14 protein-coding genes are annotated in these 16,677 nt (G+C 71.7%); 5 read left to right on the top strand and 9 right to left on the bottom strand.

What is annotated here, in order from left to right:
* Positions 1–23 precede the first annotated feature (23 nt).
* The 5 genes from bpln_RS36710 to cobU all read right to left on the bottom strand — a co-directional run bounded on the left by bpln_RS36710 (position 24) and on the right by cobU (position 4,132).
* A complete protein-coding gene (locus bpln_RS36710) occupies positions 24–167 on the bottom strand; it encodes a hypothetical protein (RefSeq protein WP_158512035.1) in 144 nt (47 codons plus the stop codon).
* A gap of 84 nt (positions 168–251) precedes the next feature.
* Complete coding sequence (locus bpln_RS14480) at positions 252–1,199, bottom strand: cobalamin-binding protein (RefSeq protein ID WP_082465293.1); 948 nt, start codon at positions 1,197–1,199, stop codon at positions 252–254.
* Positions 1,200–1,202: 3 nt separating this feature from the next.
* A complete protein-coding gene (cobD, locus tag bpln_RS14475) occupies positions 1,203–2,309 on the bottom strand; it encodes a threonine-phosphate decarboxylase CobD (RefSeq protein WP_055139136.1) in 1,107 nt (368 codons plus the stop codon).
* Positions 2,310–2,603: 294 nt separating this feature from the next.
* Positions 2,604–3,548, bottom strand: coding sequence for an adenosylcobinamide-phosphate synthase CbiB (cbiB, locus tag bpln_RS14470; protein WP_042625758.1), 945 nt, complete (start codon positions 3,546–3,548; stop codon positions 2,604–2,606).
* The gene (gene cobU / locus bpln_RS14465; RefSeq protein ID WP_055139135.1) at positions 3,542–4,132 is read right to left on the bottom strand and encodes a bifunctional adenosylcobinamide kinase/adenosylcobinamide-phosphate guanylyltransferase; all 591 of its coding nucleotides are present in this window, start codon (positions 4,130–4,132) and stop codon (positions 3,542–3,544) included. The genes cbiB and cobU overlap by 7 nt, the downstream gene beginning before the upstream one ends.
* Before the next feature lie 60 nt (positions 4,133–4,192).
* Between cobU and bpln_RS14460 the strand changes: the two genes are divergently transcribed.
* From bpln_RS14460 to bpln_RS14450, 3 genes are all read left to right on the top strand, one after another.
* Positions 4,193–5,704 (top strand): cobyric acid synthase, encoded by a 1,512-nt coding sequence (locus tag bpln_RS14460; protein ID WP_055139134.1) that lies wholly within the window; start codon positions 4,193–4,195, stop codon positions 5,702–5,704.
* Positions 5,705–5,822: 118 nt separating this feature from the next.
* Positions 5,823–6,251 carry a DoxX family protein gene (locus bpln_RS14455; RefSeq protein WP_042625755.1) on the top strand — a complete coding sequence of 143 codons (429 nt, stop codon included), beginning with the start codon at positions 5,823–5,825 and terminating at the stop codon, positions 6,249–6,251.
* A 461-nt stretch (positions 6,252–6,712) separates the two neighbouring features.
* A complete protein-coding gene (locus bpln_RS14450) occupies positions 6,713–7,378 on the top strand; it encodes a ParA family protein (protein WP_055139133.1) in 666 nt (221 codons plus the stop codon).
* 186 nt (positions 7,379–7,564) lie between these two features.
* Here bpln_RS14450 and panD read toward each other — a convergent pair whose 3' ends face one another.
* The 4 genes from panD to bpln_RS14430 form a co-directional block, all read right to left on the bottom strand.
* Positions 7,565–7,951, bottom strand: coding sequence for an aspartate 1-decarboxylase (panD, locus tag bpln_RS14445; RefSeq protein WP_042625753.1), 387 nt, complete (start codon positions 7,949–7,951; stop codon positions 7,565–7,567).
* Between the two features lie 43 nt (positions 7,952–7,994).
* Positions 7,995–8,834, bottom strand: coding sequence for a pantoate--beta-alanine ligase (gene panC / locus bpln_RS14440; protein WP_055139132.1), 840 nt, complete (start codon positions 8,832–8,834; stop codon positions 7,995–7,997).
* Positions 8,835–9,109: 275 nt separating this feature from the next.
* Positions 9,110–9,979 (bottom strand): segregation and condensation protein A, encoded by an 870-nt coding sequence (locus bpln_RS14435; protein ID WP_055139131.1) that lies wholly within the window; start codon positions 9,977–9,979, stop codon positions 9,110–9,112.
* 4 nt (positions 9,980–9,983) lie between these two features.
* Complete coding sequence (locus tag bpln_RS14430) at positions 9,984–10,172, bottom strand: DUF3460 family protein (protein ID WP_042625750.1); 189 nt, start codon at positions 10,170–10,172, stop codon at positions 9,984–9,986.
* 232 nt (positions 10,173–10,404) lie between these two features.
* On the opposite strand from bpln_RS14430, the gene bpln_RS14425 reads away from it, so the two are divergent.
* Positions 10,405–12,261 carry an autotransporter assembly complex protein TamA gene (locus tag bpln_RS14425; RefSeq protein ID WP_080937231.1) on the top strand — a complete coding sequence of 619 codons (1,857 nt, stop codon included), beginning with the start codon at positions 10,405–10,407 and terminating at the stop codon, positions 12,259–12,261.
* Positions 12,262–12,283: 22 nt separating this feature from the next.
* On the top strand, positions 12,284–16,654 hold the full coding sequence (locus bpln_RS14420; RefSeq protein WP_055139130.1) for a translocation/assembly module TamB domain-containing protein: 4,371 nt from the start codon (positions 12,284–12,286) through the stop codon (positions 16,652–16,654).
* The last annotated feature ends 23 nt before the right edge of the window (positions 16,655–16,677 follow it).

Below are 16,677 nucleotides of genomic sequence, written 5' to 3'. Positions count from 1 at the left end.
TTTGTGCCGGGGCAGGGCAATGTTCACGCCGTCGATCGCGATGCCGAGCGATGGGCGGGTTCGGATCCGCGGGCGCGACCTCGACCGACGACGACCGCAGCCGCATGGCGAACCGTGACGCCCGTATCGAGCGGCGTGACGCTTCGCGCCGCGGCGACGTCGTTCATGTCCCGCTCGCCTCGCCGTCGCGACTCACGGCGCGCGGACGAGGAAGTCGTTCACGCATCCGCGGTCCCGCCTGTCACCGCGCCTCAGGGCCGCCGCGAGCGCGCCGTCTCCAGATCGCGGCACACCTGTTCGGCGCCGAGCGCGAGGCGCGGCGTCGGCCGCGTCAGCAGATCGCCGTCGATCGCGAACAGGTTGCCGCGCGCGACCGCCGTCAGCCGTGGCCAGCGCTGCCAGCGCGCGAGGCTCGGCAGCGCCGCGCCGCTGGCGGTGGCGCCCTGCGCGGTCGCGACGATCGCCTCGGGATTCGCGGCCAGCACCGCTTCGTCGTTCACGGTCGGCGCCGCCGGCTTCAGCGCCGCGAACACGTTGCGCCCGCCGCACAGGCGCAGCACGTCGCTGACGATCTCGGTGCCGTTCAGCGTCATCAGCGGCCGGTCCCAGATCTGCAGGAACACGTCGACGGGCGGCCGCGCGGCATAGCGTGCGCGCAGCGCCGCGATGCGCCGCCGGTAGGCGTCGGCCGCCGCGTCGGCCACCTCGCGCGTGCCGAGCAGCCGGCCGAGCCGGTCGAGCGACACGGCCACGTCGTCGAGCCGCCGCGGCTCGCTGACGTAGACGGGGATGCCGAGCGCCTGCAGCTGCGTGGTCTGGCGCTCGGCGTTGCCGTGGCGCCAGACCACGATCAGGTCGGGCTTCAGCGCCGCGATGCGTTCGAGATCGAGCGAGCGGTTGTCGCCGACGCGCGGCAGCGAGCGCGCGGCGGCGGGATAGTCGCTGTAGGCGACCGCGCCGACCATCGCGCCGCCGCCGCCCGCCGCGTAGAGCAGCTCGGTCGCGTGCGGCGCGACGCTGATCACGCGCCGGGCCGGCGCGGCGAGCATGACGGTGCGGCCTGCGTCGTCGATCACGGAGACGGCCGCCGCTGCCGCTGGCGCGCCGCCGCCGATACACAGCGCGAGGCCAAGCCCGAGGCCGCTCGCGAAGCGCGCCGCGCGACGCGGCCATGCCGCCGGATTCGGTTGCGCGCGCATCGTTCAGCGCGCCGGCCGGCCGCCGGCCGGTTCGGACGATTCGAGCCGTTCGGCCCAGTTTGCCGATGCGGAGGATGCGGATGATTCAGCTGACCCGGCCGCGAAGCCCGCGAGCGCGTCCGCGAGCCGCTGCCATTCGGCTTTCGTGCCGGGCAGGCCGATCCGCACGCTCGGCGCCTGCGCGAAGAAGCGCGTCCAGATGCCCTGCCGCGCGAGCGATTCGTGCAGCGAATGGGCGCGCGCGTCGTCGGTCCAGCAGAACAGCGGCGTGGCGCGCGCCGTCATGCCGAGCGCGCCGAGCAGCGCGGCGAGCCGCGCGCCGTCGTGGGCGAGCCGCACCCGCGTGGCGCGCTGCCATTCGGCATCGGCCAGCGCGGCGCTCGCCGCGTGCTGCGCGGGACCGCCGACGGTCCATGCGCCGAGTTCGGCGCGCAGCCGCGCGAGCAGCGCCGGTTCGGCCAGCACGAAACCGGCGCGCACGCCCGCCAGCCCGAAGAACTTGCCGATCGAGCGCAGCACGACGAGGCCCGGGCGGCCGACCTCGGCGGCGAGCGTCGTGGCCGCCCCGCCGGCATCGACGAACGCCTCGTCGACGATCAGCGTGCCGCCGCGCGCGGCCAGTTGCGCGTGCCAGTCGAGCAATCGCGCGCGATCGACGTGCTCGGCGGTCGGATTGTTCGGATTGCCGACGATGACGTGGCGCAGCGTGGCGGGCAGCACCGCCGTGCCGATCTCGAAGCGTTCGATCGCATGGCCGTGCCGCACGAAGGCCGGCGCGTATTCGCTGTAGGCGAGCGGCGCGACGCCGGCCGTGCCTTGCGCGAGCAGCGCCGGCAGCGCGCGGATCGCCGCCTGGCTGCCGGCCACGGGCAACACGTGCGTGGCATCGGGCGCGCCGTAATGGCGGGCGGCCAGCGCGGCGAGCGGGGCGTCGTCGCCGGGCAGCCGGCGCCACGCGTCGGCCGGCACCGGCGGCACCGGATAGCCGAGCGGGTTGATGCCGGTCGACAGATCGAGCCATTGTTCGGCCGGAATGCCGTAGCGGCGCGCCGCGTCGTGCGGATTGCCGCCGTGCGTGATCGCGGGCGGCGTGAAGACGGATTCGGTCATGAGTCGAGGCGGGCGCTGCCGGATGAAGGGCGATGAAGATGGCGAGACACGGCCGCTGCCGTGGAGGCGCGGGAAACGGTGGAAGGGACGTGGGGCGGCGTGGCGTGAGGGCTTCGGCTTCGTACCGAGGACCCGGCATCGGCGACAGCCCGGCGCCGACGCATCGAACGCGCGCCGGCCGGCAGGCATGGCGTGTCGGCGCCGACAGATGCCGGATCGCACGCTTGTGGCGACGTTGCCGCGCCACTCGGCACGCGCCGCATCTTTCGCCGTGGGATCCCCATGCGACCCGCGTCAACCATGATGCGTCGCCACCGCGAGCGCCCCGCACGCGAGCAGCAGCGCGAGCCACAGAATCGAGGTGCGCGCGACCAGCGACAGCGCGGCGCGCACGTGTTCGGGCGCGGCGGGGCGGCCGGCGCCGAGCGTCGGCCGCGGCTCGACTTCGCCGTGATAGACGGCCGGGCCGCCGAGCACGACGTTGAGGCTGCCCGCGCCGGCGGCCATCACCGGCCCGGCGTTCGGACTGTCCCAGTGGCGCGCCTGGGTGCGCCAGCAGCGCCACGCGCTGGCGGTGTCGCCGAGCAACGCGTAGCTGGCGGCGGTGAGCCGTGCCGGCGCCCAGTTCAGCGCGTCATCGATGCGCGCGGCGGCCCAGCCGAAGCGCAGCAGGCGCGGCGTGCGGTAGCCCCACATCGCGTCGAGCGTGTTGGCGAGCCGGAACATCAGCGCGCCGGGGCCGCCCGCCACGGCGAACCAGAACAGCGCGCCGAAGATCGCGTCGTTGCCGTTCTCGAGCGCCGATTCGACGGCCGCGCGCGACAGCGCCGACGCATCGGCGTCGCGCGTGTCGCGCGAGACGATCCGCGCGGTCAGCACGCGTGCGTCGGCGAGGTCGCCGCGCGTGAGCGCCGCGCCGATCGGCGCGATGTGTTCGGCCAGGCTGCGCGCGCCGAGCGCGAACCAGAGCAGCGCGACGTGCAGCGCGATCGCGAACGGCCAGGGCAGCACGGCGATGCAGAACGCCGCCAGCGCAACGGGCGGCACGACGGCCAGGCACCAGGCGGTCACGCCCACCAGCCGGCCGCGCGCGCCGGTGTTCAGGCGTGCCTCGATCCGCGCGGCGAGCTTGCCGAACCCGACCAGCGGATGGGCGCGGCGCGGCTCTCCGAGCCGCCAGTCGACGAGGAACGCGGCGACGGCGAGGATCGCGACGGCGGGCAGCGACAGCATCAGCATCGCGGGCCCGCCTGCTCGGGCATGGCCGCAGCCGTCTCGCCCGCGCCCTTGACGGCGACCGGCAGGCCGGCCACGACCAGCGTCACGCGCGTGGCCAGCGCGGCGATGCGCTGGTTGAGCCGGCCGAGTTCGTCGACGTAGCGGCGCGTTGCGGCGCCGAGCGGCACCACGCCGAGCCCGATTTCGTTGCTGACCACGATCACGCGCGCGCGCGAAGCGGCGAGCGCTGCTTCGAGCGCGCCGACGCGCGCTTCGAGCGCCGCGTCGCAGACGCTCGTGCCGTCGGGCGGGCAGAGCAGGTTCGCGAGCCACAGCGTCAGGCAGTCGACCAGCACGCAGGCGCGCGGATCGTCGAGCGCGGCGAGCGCCTCGGCGAGCGCCTCGGGCGCCTCGACGAGCGCCCACGACGCGGGCCGGCGCGCGCGATGGTGGGCGATGCGCGCGTCGAATTCCGCGTCGCCGACCCGCGCGGCGGTCGCGACATAGGTGACGGCGCGGCCGCTGTCGGCCGCGAGCCGTTCGGCGAACGCGCTCTTGCCCGAGCGCGCGCCGCCGAGGACGAAGGTGAGGTCGTGCGAAGTCATCGCGTGATTGTAACGGCGCGGGGGATAATGCGGCCTTCGCTTTCCGCCAGTTTCCGCCCGATGACCGCTCCCGATCGCCCGCCCGCCGGTTTGCCCATGCCACGCGGCACGCTGATGATCCAGGGCACCACCTCCGACGCCGGCAAGAGCACGCTGGTGGCCGGCCTGTGCCGGCTCGCGCGCCGCGCGGGCTCCCGCGTCGCGCCGTTCAAGCCGCAGAACATGGCGCTCAACAGCGCGGTCACGGCGGACGGCGGCGAGATCGGCCGCGCCCAGGCGCTGCAGGCGATCGCGGCCGGCATCGACGCCCATACCGACCTGAACCCGGTGCTGCTCAAGCCGACCAGCGACCGCGGCTCGCAGGTGATCATCCACGGCCACGCGCATGCCAACCTCGACGCGCGTGCCTATCATGCCTTCAAGCCGGTCGCGTTCGAGGCGGTGCTGGCGTCCTACGCGCGGCTGCGTGCCGGCTACGACGCGGTGATCGTCGAGGGCGCGGGCAGCCCGGCCGAGATCAACCTGCGCGAGGGCGACATCGCCAACATGGGATTCGCCGAGCACGTCGATTGCCCGGTGGTGTTGGTGGCCGACATCGATCGTGGCGGCGTGTTCGCGCATCTGCTTGGCACGCTCGCCTGCCTGTCCGACAGCGAGCGCGCGCGCGTGCGCGGCTTCGTGATCAACCGATTTCGCGGTGATCCCGCGCTGCTCGAGCCCGGCCTCGACTGGCTCGAGGCGCGCACCGGCAAGCCCGTGCTCGGCGTGGTGCCGTACCTGCACGGCCTCGCGCTCGACGCCGAGGACATGCTGCCGAGCCTCGCCCACACGCGCGCCACCGACCGCGAGGCGAGCGTGCTGCGGGTGGTCGTGCCGGCCGTGCCGCGCATCAGCAACCACACCGACTACGACGCGCTGCGCGCGCATCCGCGCGTCGATTTCTCGTACTGGAAGAGCGGCCCGATCCCGGCCGCCGATCTGGTGATCCTGCCGGGCTCGAAGAACGTGCAGCGCGATCTCGAATGGCTGCGCGCGCATGGCTGGGAAACGGCGCTCAAGCGCCACCTGCGCTATGGCGGCAAGGTGCTCGGGATCTGCGGCGGGATGCAGATGCTGGGCCGCACGCTCGACGATCCGCATGGCCTGGAGGGGCCGGCCGCGTGCATGGCCGGCTTCGGGCTGCTCGATTTCGACACGACGCTGATGCCGGACAAGACGCTCGTCAACGTGAGCGGGCGGCTCGGCTGGGGAGCGGGCGCGGCCGTGGCCGGCTACGAGATCCACATGGGGCAGACGCGCGGCCCGGCGCTCGAGGCGCCCGCGCTGCTGCTCGACGGGCCGCACGGCACGCGCCCCGACGGCGCGCGTTCGGCCGACGGGCAGATCCTCGCGACCTACGTACACGGCGTGTTCGAGCGGCCCGACGCCTGCGCGGCGCTGCTCGAATGGGCGGGGCTCGACGCGGCCGAAGCGGTGGACTGGGCCGCGCTGCGCGAGGCGTCGATCGAGCGGCTCGCCGACACGCTCGGCGCCCATCTCGACCTCGAACGAACCTTCGGCGCATTCGCCTGACGAGGACGGCGGTTCGATTCATTCTCGCTGGGAAGTAATGTAAGCCGGATCGGCGATTTATCGCGGCAACCGGCTTCGAATACAGTTCGCTCCATTCCCTTCCGAACCGGAGTCCACGATGAACCCGAACCGTTCCGCCGAACTGGGCGCCACGCTGCTGCGCGTGGTGCTCGGCCTGCTGTATCTCGTCCACGTCGCCCAGAAGGTATTCGTCTTCACGCTGCCCGGCACCGCGCAGTTCTTCGAATCGATGGGCCTGCCGGGCTGGCTCGCCTATCTGACCACCGCCGTCGAACTGGCCGGCGGGCTCGCGCTGCTGTCGGGCTTCCAGGTCCGGATCGCCGCGCTGGTGCTGCTGCCGTTCATGCTCGGCGCCGCGCATGCGCATTATCCGAACGGCTTCAGCTTCGCGTCGCCGCATGGCGGCTGGGAATATCCGGCGTTCTGGGCGGTCGCGCTGGCGGTGCAGGCGCTGATCGGCGCCGGTGCCTACGCGCTTGGCGGCCGGACCGCGGAGCCGCGGGCCGCGGCGCGCGCCGCGGCGTGACGCGGTTGGTCGGGTTTCCGGCTGCTTTCGAATCGGGCGCGCGGCGGGCGGCGCGCCGCGATTTCGGGTGCTTGCCGGGTCGCATGGGGAACATCGGCGCCCGATTCGACGGCTGACAGGCAACCGGCCGACGACGATTCGAGCGGGATCCGCAAGCGACTGGCGACCGACCGGCAACCGGCCGACGACGGGCCGACGACGGGCCGGCGATCGATCCACGACCGGCCAGCGACCGGCCAGCAACGGACCAATAATGAACCGGTAACCGGCCCCGCGACCGCCCCGAAGCCCCGTCCACCATTGATCCGCAAGGTTCGCCGCCTGCTCCGTTGCTCGGTCATCCTCGCATCACCCGGCGCGCCCCGTTCCGGTGCGATGCGTTTTGCCGATATCATCGCTCCCTGTATCCGTAATCTCGTGGCGCCGGCCGACCGGCGCCGCACGGCTTTCCGGGGGCGTACATGACGGTGATCGTGGTGGCAAATCCGAAGGGCGGCGTCGGCAAGAGCACGCTGTCCACCAATCTGGCGGGCTATTTCGCGGCGCAGGGCGCCTGGGTGGCGCTCGCCGATCTCGACCGGCAGCAATCCTCGCACGGCTGGCTGGGCCTGCGGCCCGACGCGCTGCCGCCGATCGAGGCCTGGGCGCTCGATCCGGGCAATCCCGCCAGGCCGCCGCGCGGCCTCGAATACGCCGTGATCGACACGCCGGCCGGCCTGCACGGCAACCGGCTCGACGTCGCGCTCGATCTGGCCGACAAGGTGATCGTGCCGCTCCAGCCCTCGATGTTCGACATCCTCGCGACCCAGCACTTCCTCGAACGCCTGGCGGGCGAGAGGGCGGTGCGCAAGGGCACGGTGCAGATCGGCATCGTCGGGATGCGGGTGGACGCGCGCACGCGTTCGGCCGAGCAGCTGCAGCGTTTCGTCGAGGGGCTGAAGCTGCCGGTGCTCGGCTACCTGCGCGACACGCAGAACTACGTGCAGGTGGCCGCGCACGGCCTGACGCTCTGGGACGTCGCGAAAAGCCGCGTCGAGAAGGATCTCGAGCAGTGGCAGCCGATCGTCGAGTGGGCGCAGGCGAAGCCCGCGAAAGGCGAGGGCAAGGGCGAAACCGGGCAGGGCTGAGGCCGGCCCGGCGCGCCTTGCCGCGCGGGCACCGCTTCGGCCGTGATCCAGGGCCGCCTTCAGGCGGCTGCTTTCATGGGTGGATCTCAAGGGCCAACGTCACGGCCCGATCCAACGGGCCGCCTTCGCGGCCCGGCCTCACGGCCCGACCACGCCGTCGTCCGTCAAATCCGGCCGGGTGTCGACTCAGGTCCAGCTCTGGGTCGGCACGTGATCGCGGCTGCCCTTCATCTTGTTGTGCTCGTCGACGAACACCAGATCCGGCTTCCAGCCCGCTTTCAGGTCCGCCTCGTCGACCACCGCGAACGCGGCGATGATCACCAGGTCGCCGAGCTGCGCGCGGCGCGCGGCCGAGCCGTTCAGCGAGATCATCCCGCTGCCGCGCTCTCCCTTGATCGCATAGGTCGAAAAGCGCTCGCCGTTGTTGATGTTCCAGATGTCGATCCGTTCGTTCTCGACGATGTTCGACGCTTCGAGCAGATCCTCGTCGATCGCGCAGGAGCCTTCGTAATGAAGCTCGCAGTGCGTGACCGTGGCGCGGTGGATCTTCGATTTCAGCATGTGGCGCTGCATGGTGTTTCCTGGGGCGGGTTGGCGAAAGCGCGGCCGGCGGCCGTCAGATCTCGAGATTGTCGATGAGGCGCGTGGTGCCGAGCCTGGCCGCCGCCAGCACCACCAGCGGCTCGCCGGCTTCGAGCTGTTCGGCGCTCGGCGCGACGAGGTTGGCGCGGCGGCGCACCGAGACGTAGTCGGGCTGCCAGCCGCGCGCGGCCAGCGCCTCGCGCGCGCGCGCCTCGACGGTCGAGAGATTGCGTTCGCCGCCCAGCACGCTCTCGCGCGCGCGCTGCAGCGCGCGCGCGAGCTCCGGCGCCTCGGCGCGTTCGGCCACGCTCAGGAAGCGGTTGCGCGAGGACATCGCGAGGCCGTCGTCGTCGCGCACCGTTTCGGCGGCGACGATCTCGACCGGCAGCGCGAGCTGGTGGCACATGCGGCGCACGATCATCAGCTGCTGGTAATCCTTCTTGCCGAACACGGCCACTTTGGGAGACACGCAGGCCATCAGCTTGGTGACCACGGTGCAGACGCCGGTGAAGAAGCCCGGGCGGAACTCGCCCTCAAGGATGTCGCCGAGGTCGTGCGGCGGCTGCACGCGGTATTCCTGCGGCTCCGGATAGAGGTCGCGCTCGGTGGGCGCGAACAGCACGTAGACGTTTTCCTTCTGCAGCTTTTCGATGTCCTGTTCGAGCGTGCGCGGGTACTTGTCGAAGTCCTCGTTCGGGCCGAACTGCAGCCGGTTCACGAAGATGCTCGCGACGACCGGATCGCCGTGCTGGCGCGCGAGCCGCATCAGCGACAGATGGCCGTCATGCAGGTTGCCCATCGTCGGCACGAAGGCCGTGCGGTTCTGGCCGCGCAACTGGTCGCGCAGCTCCTGGATCGTGCTGATGACTTTCATGATCGGTCAGGCGGTTCCTCGCGCGTCTCGCGCGTTGCCGCCGCGGTTGCGCGGCGTCGTGATCGGAAGTGTCGCTCGCCCGCGAGCCGGGCGCGGAAGGCGGGCAAGCGCGAGCGTCGGCGATTGTAGAGGATTTGCCGCGGTAACGCATCGATAAGCGCACGATCGTTCGCTTTTTATCGGAAGACAAACGGCGCAGGAAAGCGCCATGGGCCGGATGCGGCCGGCCGTCGAAGCGACCGGCGCGGCAAGCACGCCGCCGCCCGATGCGGGCCTCAGGCCGGCAGATAGGCGAGCCGCACGTAGATCGGCGCGAACGGCTCGGGCTGGGTGATCTCGATCAGCGATTCGCGTGCGAGTTCGAGCATCGCGATGAAGTTGACCACCACCACCGGGACGCCGCGCGAGGTGTCGAACAGCTCGGCGAACTCCATGAAGCGCACGTTCTGCAACTGGCGCAGGATCAGGCTCATGTGCTCGCGCACCGACAGCTCCTCGCGCGAGATCCGGTGATGCTGCACCAGCTTCGCGCGCTTGAGCACGTCGGCCCAGGCCGCGCGCAGGTCGTCGGCGTTCACGTCGGGAAAGCGCGGCGAGCTGCTCTGCTCGATATGGATGTCCGCGCGCAGGAAGTCGCGGCCGAGCTGCGGCAGCTGGTCGAGCCGCTGCGCGGCGAGCTTCATCTGCTCGTATTCGAGCAGGCGGCGCACGAGTTCGGCGCGAGGGTCCTCGGCTTCCTCGCCGGTGTCGGCCTTCTTGACCGGCAGCAGCATGCGCGACTTGATCTCGATGAGCATCGCGGCCATCAGCAGATACTCGGCCGCGAGTTCGAGGTTCGACTCGCGGATCTGGTCGACGTAACCGAGATACTGCACGGTCACCTCGGCCATCGGGATGTCGAGCACGTTGAAGTTCTGCTTGCGGATCAGGTACAGCAGCAGGTCGAGCGGCCCTTCGAAGGTCTCGAGGAACACCTCGAGCGCGTCGGGCGGGATGTAGAGATCCTGCGGCAGCTTGAAGAGCGGCTCGCCGTATAGACGAGCGAACGCCGCGACGCCGTCGACCGTGTCGGGCGTCGAATCGGCGCCGGCCGGCGCGGCAAGCGCGTCCTCGGGCTTGGCGGCGGCCTCGTCGGCGGCGCTCACGGGCTCAGAAGTTCTGGTAATAGACGTAGGAGGTCTGCTTCACGCGCGATTGCTGCTGCGCCGAGCGCTCGTCGAGGTCGATCGGCTGCTTGTCCCACAGCAGCGCGCGGCCCTTGCGCTGTTCTTCCTCGAGCGACGGCTTCTGTTGCTTGAGCTGGTTCAGAAATTGCGTGACTTCGGACTGATACGACATGGTCGGTTCCGTGCGAAACGGGCGCGCCGCGTGCCGGCGGGCCGCCCGGGGTGGGGATGGCAGGATTTTACCGCATCGCGGGGAACAGTCGGCGGCCGGCGACGTCGAAGCAGCGCGGCAGGTCGCGAGCGGCGCCGGATTTGATGATCTTTCAAAATTGCGCCGCGGCTGCCGGATGCCGGTGTGGTCAAATGGCGTTTTTCGTTCCGAACATTCTCCGAGGGGGCGGTATTTGACAGGGCTGGCCATTTCAGCAGACGAGCGTCGCGCCCGCAGCGCGGCAACGCACGCTCGCACGGCGGTGCTGCCGTCGCGCCTGTTCCAGTGGCTTGCCTCGCCCGCGTCGCAGCGGGCGCGGCCGCGCCTTGCGGGCATCCTGCTCGGTTGCCTCGCGGCCGGCTTCGCACTGCCGGCTCAGGCGAAATACGAGGTCGACATCGACGCGCCGCGCTCGGTGCGCAGCCTGCTCAAGCAGCATCTCGACCTGTCGCGCTTCGCCAAGCGCGACGACATCTCCGACGACCAGTTCGAGTTTCTGATCACCGCGACGCCGCAGCAGGTGCGCGACCTGACCGCCACCGCCGGCTATTTCTCGCCGGTGGTGTCGACCGACGTGCGCAACCACGACGGCAAGCGCGCCGTGACGGTCAAGGTCGATCCCGGCCCGCAGACGGCCGTGGCCGGCGTCGAGCTGACGTTTCGCGGCCCGGTCGGCAGCGAGGACCCGAAGCAGGAGACGGCCACCCGGCTCGCGTTCTCGCTGCACGAAGGCGACGCCTTCACGCAGTCGGGCTGGGACGACGCCAAGAACGGCGCGTTGAAGCAGCTGCAGTCGCGCCGCTATCTCGGCGCGAAGATCGTCGCCTCGCAGGCGCGCATCGATCCGCGCGCGCGCACCGCGAAGCTGTCGGTCACGTTCGACAGCGGGCCGACGTTTACCATCGGCGCGCTCGACGTGAGCGGCCAGCGCCGCTATCCCGAGCGCATCATCCGCAACGTCAACCCGCTCGGCGTGGGCGAGATCTACGACGTGCAGCGCATCAACGAGCTGCAGCGGCAGGTGCAGAACACGCCGTACTACGCGAGCGTGGCGATCGACGTCGGCGACGACACCGCGAAGCCCGACGACACGCCGGTCCACGTCAAGGTCAGCGAATACCCGTTCAACAGCGTGCGCGGCGGCGTCGGCTACGCGACCGATACCGGGCCGCACGTGCAGGGCTCGTACACGTATCTGGACACGTTCGGCGCCGCGTGGCCGCTGCAGGTGTCGGGCCGCATCGACCAGATCCAGCAGTACGGGCAGGTGCAGCTGTCGATGCCGCCCGGCCCGCGCGCCTGGACCAACAGCGTGCTCGCGTCGTACACCAACACCAACGTGTCGGATACGCGCATCTACAGCGCGCGGGTGGGCGTGCAGCGCGCCAAGACGAGCCAGAACATCGACTACAGCTACTCGATCATGTTCTACGAGGACCGGCTCGACCAGAACGGCGCCGGCCCGACCACCAGCCGCGCGCTGGTGCCGCAATGGTCGTGGACGCGCCGCAACGTCGACGATCCGCTGTTCCCGCGCTCGGGCAACCTGATCCACGCCGAAGCCGGCTTCGCGATCAAGGGCCTGCTGACCGACCAGACCTTCGTGCGCGGCTACGCGCGCGCCCAGCAGTACCTTCCGGTCGGCAAGCGCGACCTGGTGTTCTTCCGCGCGGAGGTGGGCGGCGTGTTCACGAGCGGCGGCTCGGCGGGCGTGCCGGCCTCGCTGCTGTTCCGCGCGGGCGGCTCGAACTCGGTGCGCGGCTACGGCTACCAGAGCATCGGCAACACCGTGGACGGCTCGGTGCTGCCGACCAAGTACCTGATGACGGGTACCGCCGAGTATCAGCACTGGTTCAACCACGACTGGGGCGCGGCAACTTTCTTCGACATCGGCACCGCCACCGATGCGTGGGGCGAGCGCGTGTTCTATCCCGGCGTCGGCGTGGGCGCACGCTGGCGCAGCCCCGTCGGGCCGGTCAACGTCGACCTGGCCTACGGGTTGCGCAACCGCAGCGTGCGGCCGTACCTGACGCTCGGCATCGCATTCTGACGATGGTTTTCCGGATTCCAGCATGACGAAGGACGATTCCCCGCCGCCGCGCGAGCCCTCCTGGGCAGGCGGCCCCCCGGACCTCCCGGGCGACGGCCCCGCGCCGAACGATGCCGCGCCGCCGCCGCCGCCGCCGCCGCGCCGGCACCGGCTCGGCCGCGCGCTCGCCTGGACGGCGGGCGTGGTGCTGCTGATCATGGTGTTGCTGGTCGGGGCGCTGGCCGGCGCGGTGTTCACCGAGCGCGGCACCAAGCTCGCCTGGGACACCGCCGTGGCGGTGCTCGGCGGCCGGCTGTCGGGCACGCTGGAAGGTGGCTCGCTGGCCGCCGGCGTGCGCCTGAAGGACGTCGCCTGGGCGCCGCCCGGCGGCAAGAGCACCGAGGTCCGGATCGACCACGTTACGTCGCGCTGGGCGCTCACGCGCGCGCCGCTGCGCTTCACCGTCGACACGCTGCGCGCGGGCACCATCGACGTCACGGTCGCGCCGGCGCCGCCGAGCACGACGCCCACCACGCTGCCGCGCAGCCTGAACCTGCCGCTGCAACTGATGCTGCGCGACCTGCGCTTCGACACGCTGCGCATCCACGAGGCCGGCGCAACCACCGAGCTGTCGAACCTGGTGTTCCACGGCGCGAGCGACGGGCGTCATCACACGGTATCGCTCGACCGGCTCGACACGCCGTTCGGCGCGCTGAGCGCGAACGCGCGGCTCGACGGCGCGCGGCCGTTCGCGATCGATGGCGCGGCGACCTATGCCGGCAAGGTGTCCAACGAGCAGGTCGATGCGCGCGCCAGGCTGTCGGGCTCGCTCGAGGCGCTCGCGGTCGACCTCGACGCCTCGGGCATGAAGCTGGCCGGGCGCGCGCACATCGAGGCCGCGCCGTTCGGCGCGGTGCCGCTCACGCGCGCCACGCTCGCGTTCGATCACGTGAATCCGCGCGCGCTCGCGCCGGGCGCGCCGCTCGCCGATCTGGCGGTACGCGCCGAACTGGCGCCGGCGGAGGGCGGGGCCGCTGCCGCTTCGGCGGGTTTGGCGGCTTCCGCGGCTTCGATGGCGGGAGCCTCCGGTCTGGCGGCTGTGAACCCGGCGTCATCCGGTTCCGCCGCGACGACCACCGCGCAAGCGGCATCCGGCGCATCACCGCTTGCCGCTGCGTCCGGCAAAGCGGCTTCGGCCCCGGCCGCCGCCGCGCATCCCGCGTCGCCCGCGTTCGTGGTGGCCGGCACCGTGTCGGTCGTCAACGCCGTGCCGGGCCTGCTGGCCGACGGCAAGCTGCCGCTCGTCGACATCCACACCCACGTCCGGCTCGACGCGCGCGAGCAGCGCCTCGACGGCTTCGTGCTGCGCACGCTGCGCGACGGCAGCGTAACGGGCGGCGGCACGCTCGCCTCGAATCACGGCCGCTTCGACCTGAAGGCCGCCAATCTCGATCCGACGCTGTTCTCGAACGCGGTGCGGCCGATGCGGCTCGGCGGCCCGATCGTGGTCGCGCTCGACGCCGGCTCGCAGCACGCGACGGTGGACCTGACCGATCCGAAGCTCGCGCTCGGCATCAGCGCCGACGTGACGACCGATGCGAACGCCACCACCATCCGGCGCGCGCGCGTGTCGGCCGGCAAGGGGCGCGTGGACCTGAGCGGCGTGCTCAGGCGCGACAAGGCGGCGAGCTACGACCTCAAGGCGACGCTGGTCGATTTCAATCCGCTGGCGTTCTCGACGCTGAACCCGGGCGCGTCGGCCGCCGCGCGCGGCAAGCCGGCGGCGAACGCGGCGAAGGCGGCGAAGGCGGCGAAGGCGGCGAAGGCGATAAGCGCAGCGGAGGCGGCAAGCGGAACGACGGCCCCGAAAGCCCCGGCCGCGGCACCCGTGCGACGCGCGGCCGGGGCCGCGCGGCCCGTCGAGGCGCGCGTGAACGGCACGCTCACGGCCACCGGCGCGCTCGCGCCCACGCTCACCGCGAAGCTGCGGTTCCAGCTCGGCGAGAGCGTCTACGACGGCGTGCCGATGACGGGGCAGGGCACGCTGCAGCTCGCCGGCATGCGGCTGCTGCCGAGCACGGCCGAACTCTCGGTGGCCGGCAACCAGGTCTCGCTGAACGGCAGCTTCGGCGCGGCCGGCGACCGCCTGCGCTTCGCCGTCGACGCGCCGCGGCTCGACCGGCTCGGCTTCGGCCTGCAGGGGCTCGTGGCCGCCCACGGCGAGCTGACCGGCAGCATCGCGCATCCGAACGTCGACGCCGATTACAAGGCCACCGGCGTGGTGGTCGGCAGCAACCGGATCGGCTCGGCCGAGGGCCACGCGCAGATCCGCGACGGTGCGAACGGCGCGCTCGCGCTGTCGGTCGACGCGAACGATCTCGCGCTCGGCTCGATCAGCCTCAGGACGCTCGACGCGAAGCTGGCCGGCACGCGCGCGAAGCACACGCTCGAGGCGTCGGCGCTCGGCAACGCCGACGGCCGCGTGATCAACCTGCATCTCGCCGCGGCGGGCGGCCTGACCGAGGGCGCGGGCGGCAGCCGCTGGGACGGCACGGTCTCGGAACTCGTCAATCGCGGCACGCCGGCGGTCTCGCTCGAGGCGCCGCTCTCGGTGTCGGCCGGCGCCGGGCACGTGGTGCTCGGCGCGACCCGGCTGACCATCGAGGGCGCGGTGCTCGCGCTGCGCGGCTTCGCGCTCGACCATGGCACGCTGCGCACGGCCGGCACGCTCACCAGCCTGTCGGTCGCCCGCGCGCTGCAGGTGCGCGAGTTCCTGACCGGCGCGCGCGCGCCGGTGCGCACCGACCTCGTGCTCGACGGCGACTGGGATCTGACGCTGGCCGGCACCGCCAGCGGCCACCTGCAGATCCGCCGCCGCGGGGGCGACGTGACGGTCGAGGCCGGGCGCGGCATCGCCTCGCTCGGCATCACCGAGCTCAGCGCGCGCGCCGAGTTCGGCGCCGGCAACCGGCTCAACACCACGCTGCATGCGAAGGCGAGCCGGATCGGCACCGCCGACGCCACCATCGGCGTGCCGTTCGCGTTGCGCGACGGCGTGCTCGGCGTGGCCGACGACGGCCCGCTGTCGGGCAACGTCGACGTGGACATCCCGGCGCTGCGCACCACCGGCGGCCTGCTCGGGCCGAGCTACCTGTTCGACGGACGCGCCGCGCTGAAGCTCAGCGTGGCCGGCACGCCGGCCAGGCCCGACCTGTCCGGCACCCTGAGCGGCGACAAGCTGTCGGCGACGATGGTCGACCAGGGCGTGCAGTTGAAGGACGGCATCGTGCGGATTCGCCTCACCGACAATCTCGTCGAGTTCCAGCAGGTCGAGTTCCACGGCGCCGAAGGCACGCTGCGAGCGCTCGGCCGCGTGCGGCTCGACGGCGACGCGCCCGACCTCACGGCCAGCATCGTGGCCGACAAGCTCGAGCTGTTCGCCTCGCCGGACCGCAAGCTCTCGCTGTCGGGCAACGCGAGCGTGCAGAACGACGGGCCGCGCGGCCAGCTCGCGATCAACGGCAAGTTCACCGTGGACCGGGCGCTGTTCGACCTGCCCGAATCGTCGGCGCCGCAGCTCTCCGACGACGTCGTGATCGTGCGTCCCGACGGCACCGTGCCGGGCGAGACCAAGACCGCCTCCGGCGTGCCGAAGGCGATCGCCGAGAAGCCGGCGCCGTCGCTCGGGCCGCGCGCGAACATCGACATCGATCTCGGCGACCATTTCCGCTTCCAGGGACACGGCGCCGATCTCGGCCTGCGCGGCACGATCACGGTGATGAGCGCGCCGGGCCTGCCGCTGCGCGCGGTCGGCAACGTCCGCGTGACGGAAGGCTCGACCTACTCGACGTTCGGCCGCAAGCTCGCGATCGAGAACGGCTTCTTCACCTTCAACGGGCCGATCGCGAACCCCGGCATCAATATCCTCGCGATGCGCCGCAACCAGGAGGTGGAGGCGGGCGTGCAGGTGACGGGCACGGTGCAATCGCCGACCGCGAAGCTGGTCTCGGAGCCGAACGTGACCGACAACGAGAAGCTCTCGTGGCTGCTGTTCGGCCACGGCACCGACCAGGGCAACAACCTCGGCCAGCAGAACACCATGACGACGGCGCTCGCGCTGCTCGGCAGCGCGAGCGGCAAGCGTATCGCGCAGACGGTCGGCCTCGACGAGTTCACCATCGGCCGCAGCGACGTCGGGCTCACCGACCCGCAGGTGGTGCAGCTCTCGAAGGCGATCAACGAGCGCTTCGTGCTCGGCTACGAGCAGGGCCTGCAATCGGCCAGCAACGCGTTCAAGATGACCATCAACCTGTCGCGGTTCTGGGCCGTGTCGGCCTACGGCGGCACGTTCCAGGGGATCGACCTGAACTACACGCGGCGCTTCGACAAATGGTGGTGGGCGCGGAGCAGGTAACAAACGGCGCGCATGAAAAAACC

This window comes from Burkholderia plantarii (assembly GCF_001411805.1).
Lineage (GTDB): Bacteria > Pseudomonadota > Gammaproteobacteria > Burkholderiales > Burkholderiaceae > Burkholderia > Burkholderia plantarii.
Note: the sequence above shows the minus strand (reverse complement) of the source record. Positions and strands in the feature narration are given on the sequence as shown.

What these genes read in the sequence shown, in the direction of transcription:
- cobD (WP_055139136.1), bottom strand. Translation starts at nt 2,309, where the DNA reads ATGACCGAATCCGTCTTCACGCCGCCCGCGATCACGCACGGCGGCAAT.
- cobU (WP_055139135.1), bottom strand. Translation starts at nt 4,132, where the DNA reads ATGACTTCGCACGACCTCACCTTCGTCCTCGGCGGCGCGCGCTCGGGC.
- cbiB (WP_042625758.1), bottom strand. Translation starts at nt 3,548, where the DNA reads ATGCTGATGCTGTCGCTGCCCGCCGTCGCGATCCTCGCCGTCGCCGCG.
- bpln_RS14450 (WP_055139133.1), top strand. Translation starts at nt 6,713, where the DNA reads ATGACGGTGATCGTGGTGGCAAATCCGAAGGGCGGCGTCGGCAAGAGC.
- bpln_RS14455 (WP_042625755.1), top strand. Translation starts at nt 5,823, where the DNA reads ATGAACCCGAACCGTTCCGCCGAACTGGGCGCCACGCTGCTGCGCGTG.
- bpln_RS14420 (WP_055139130.1), top strand. Translation starts at nt 12,284, where the DNA reads ATGACGAAGGACGATTCCCCGCCGCCGCGCGAGCCCTCCTGGGCAGGC.
- bpln_RS14480 (WP_082465293.1), bottom strand. Translation starts at nt 1,199, where the DNA reads ATGCGCGCGCAACCGAATCCGGCGGCATGGCCGCGTCGCGCGGCGCGC.
- bpln_RS14430 (WP_042625750.1), bottom strand. Translation starts at nt 10,172, where the DNA reads ATGTCGTATCAGTCCGAAGTCACGCAATTTCTGAACCAGCTCAAGCAA.
- panD (WP_042625753.1), bottom strand. Translation starts at nt 7,951, where the DNA reads ATGCAGCGCCACATGCTGAAATCGAAGATCCACCGCGCCACGGTCACG.
- bpln_RS14460 (WP_055139134.1), top strand. Translation starts at nt 4,193, where the DNA reads ATGACCGCTCCCGATCGCCCGCCCGCCGGTTTGCCCATGCCACGCGGC.
- panC (WP_055139132.1), bottom strand. Translation starts at nt 8,834, where the DNA reads ATGAAAGTCATCAGCACGATCCAGGAGCTGCGCGACCAGTTGCGCGGC.
- bpln_RS36710 (WP_158512035.1), bottom strand. Translation starts at nt 167, where the DNA reads ATGAACGACGTCGCCGCGGCGCGAAGCGTCACGCCGCTCGATACGGGC.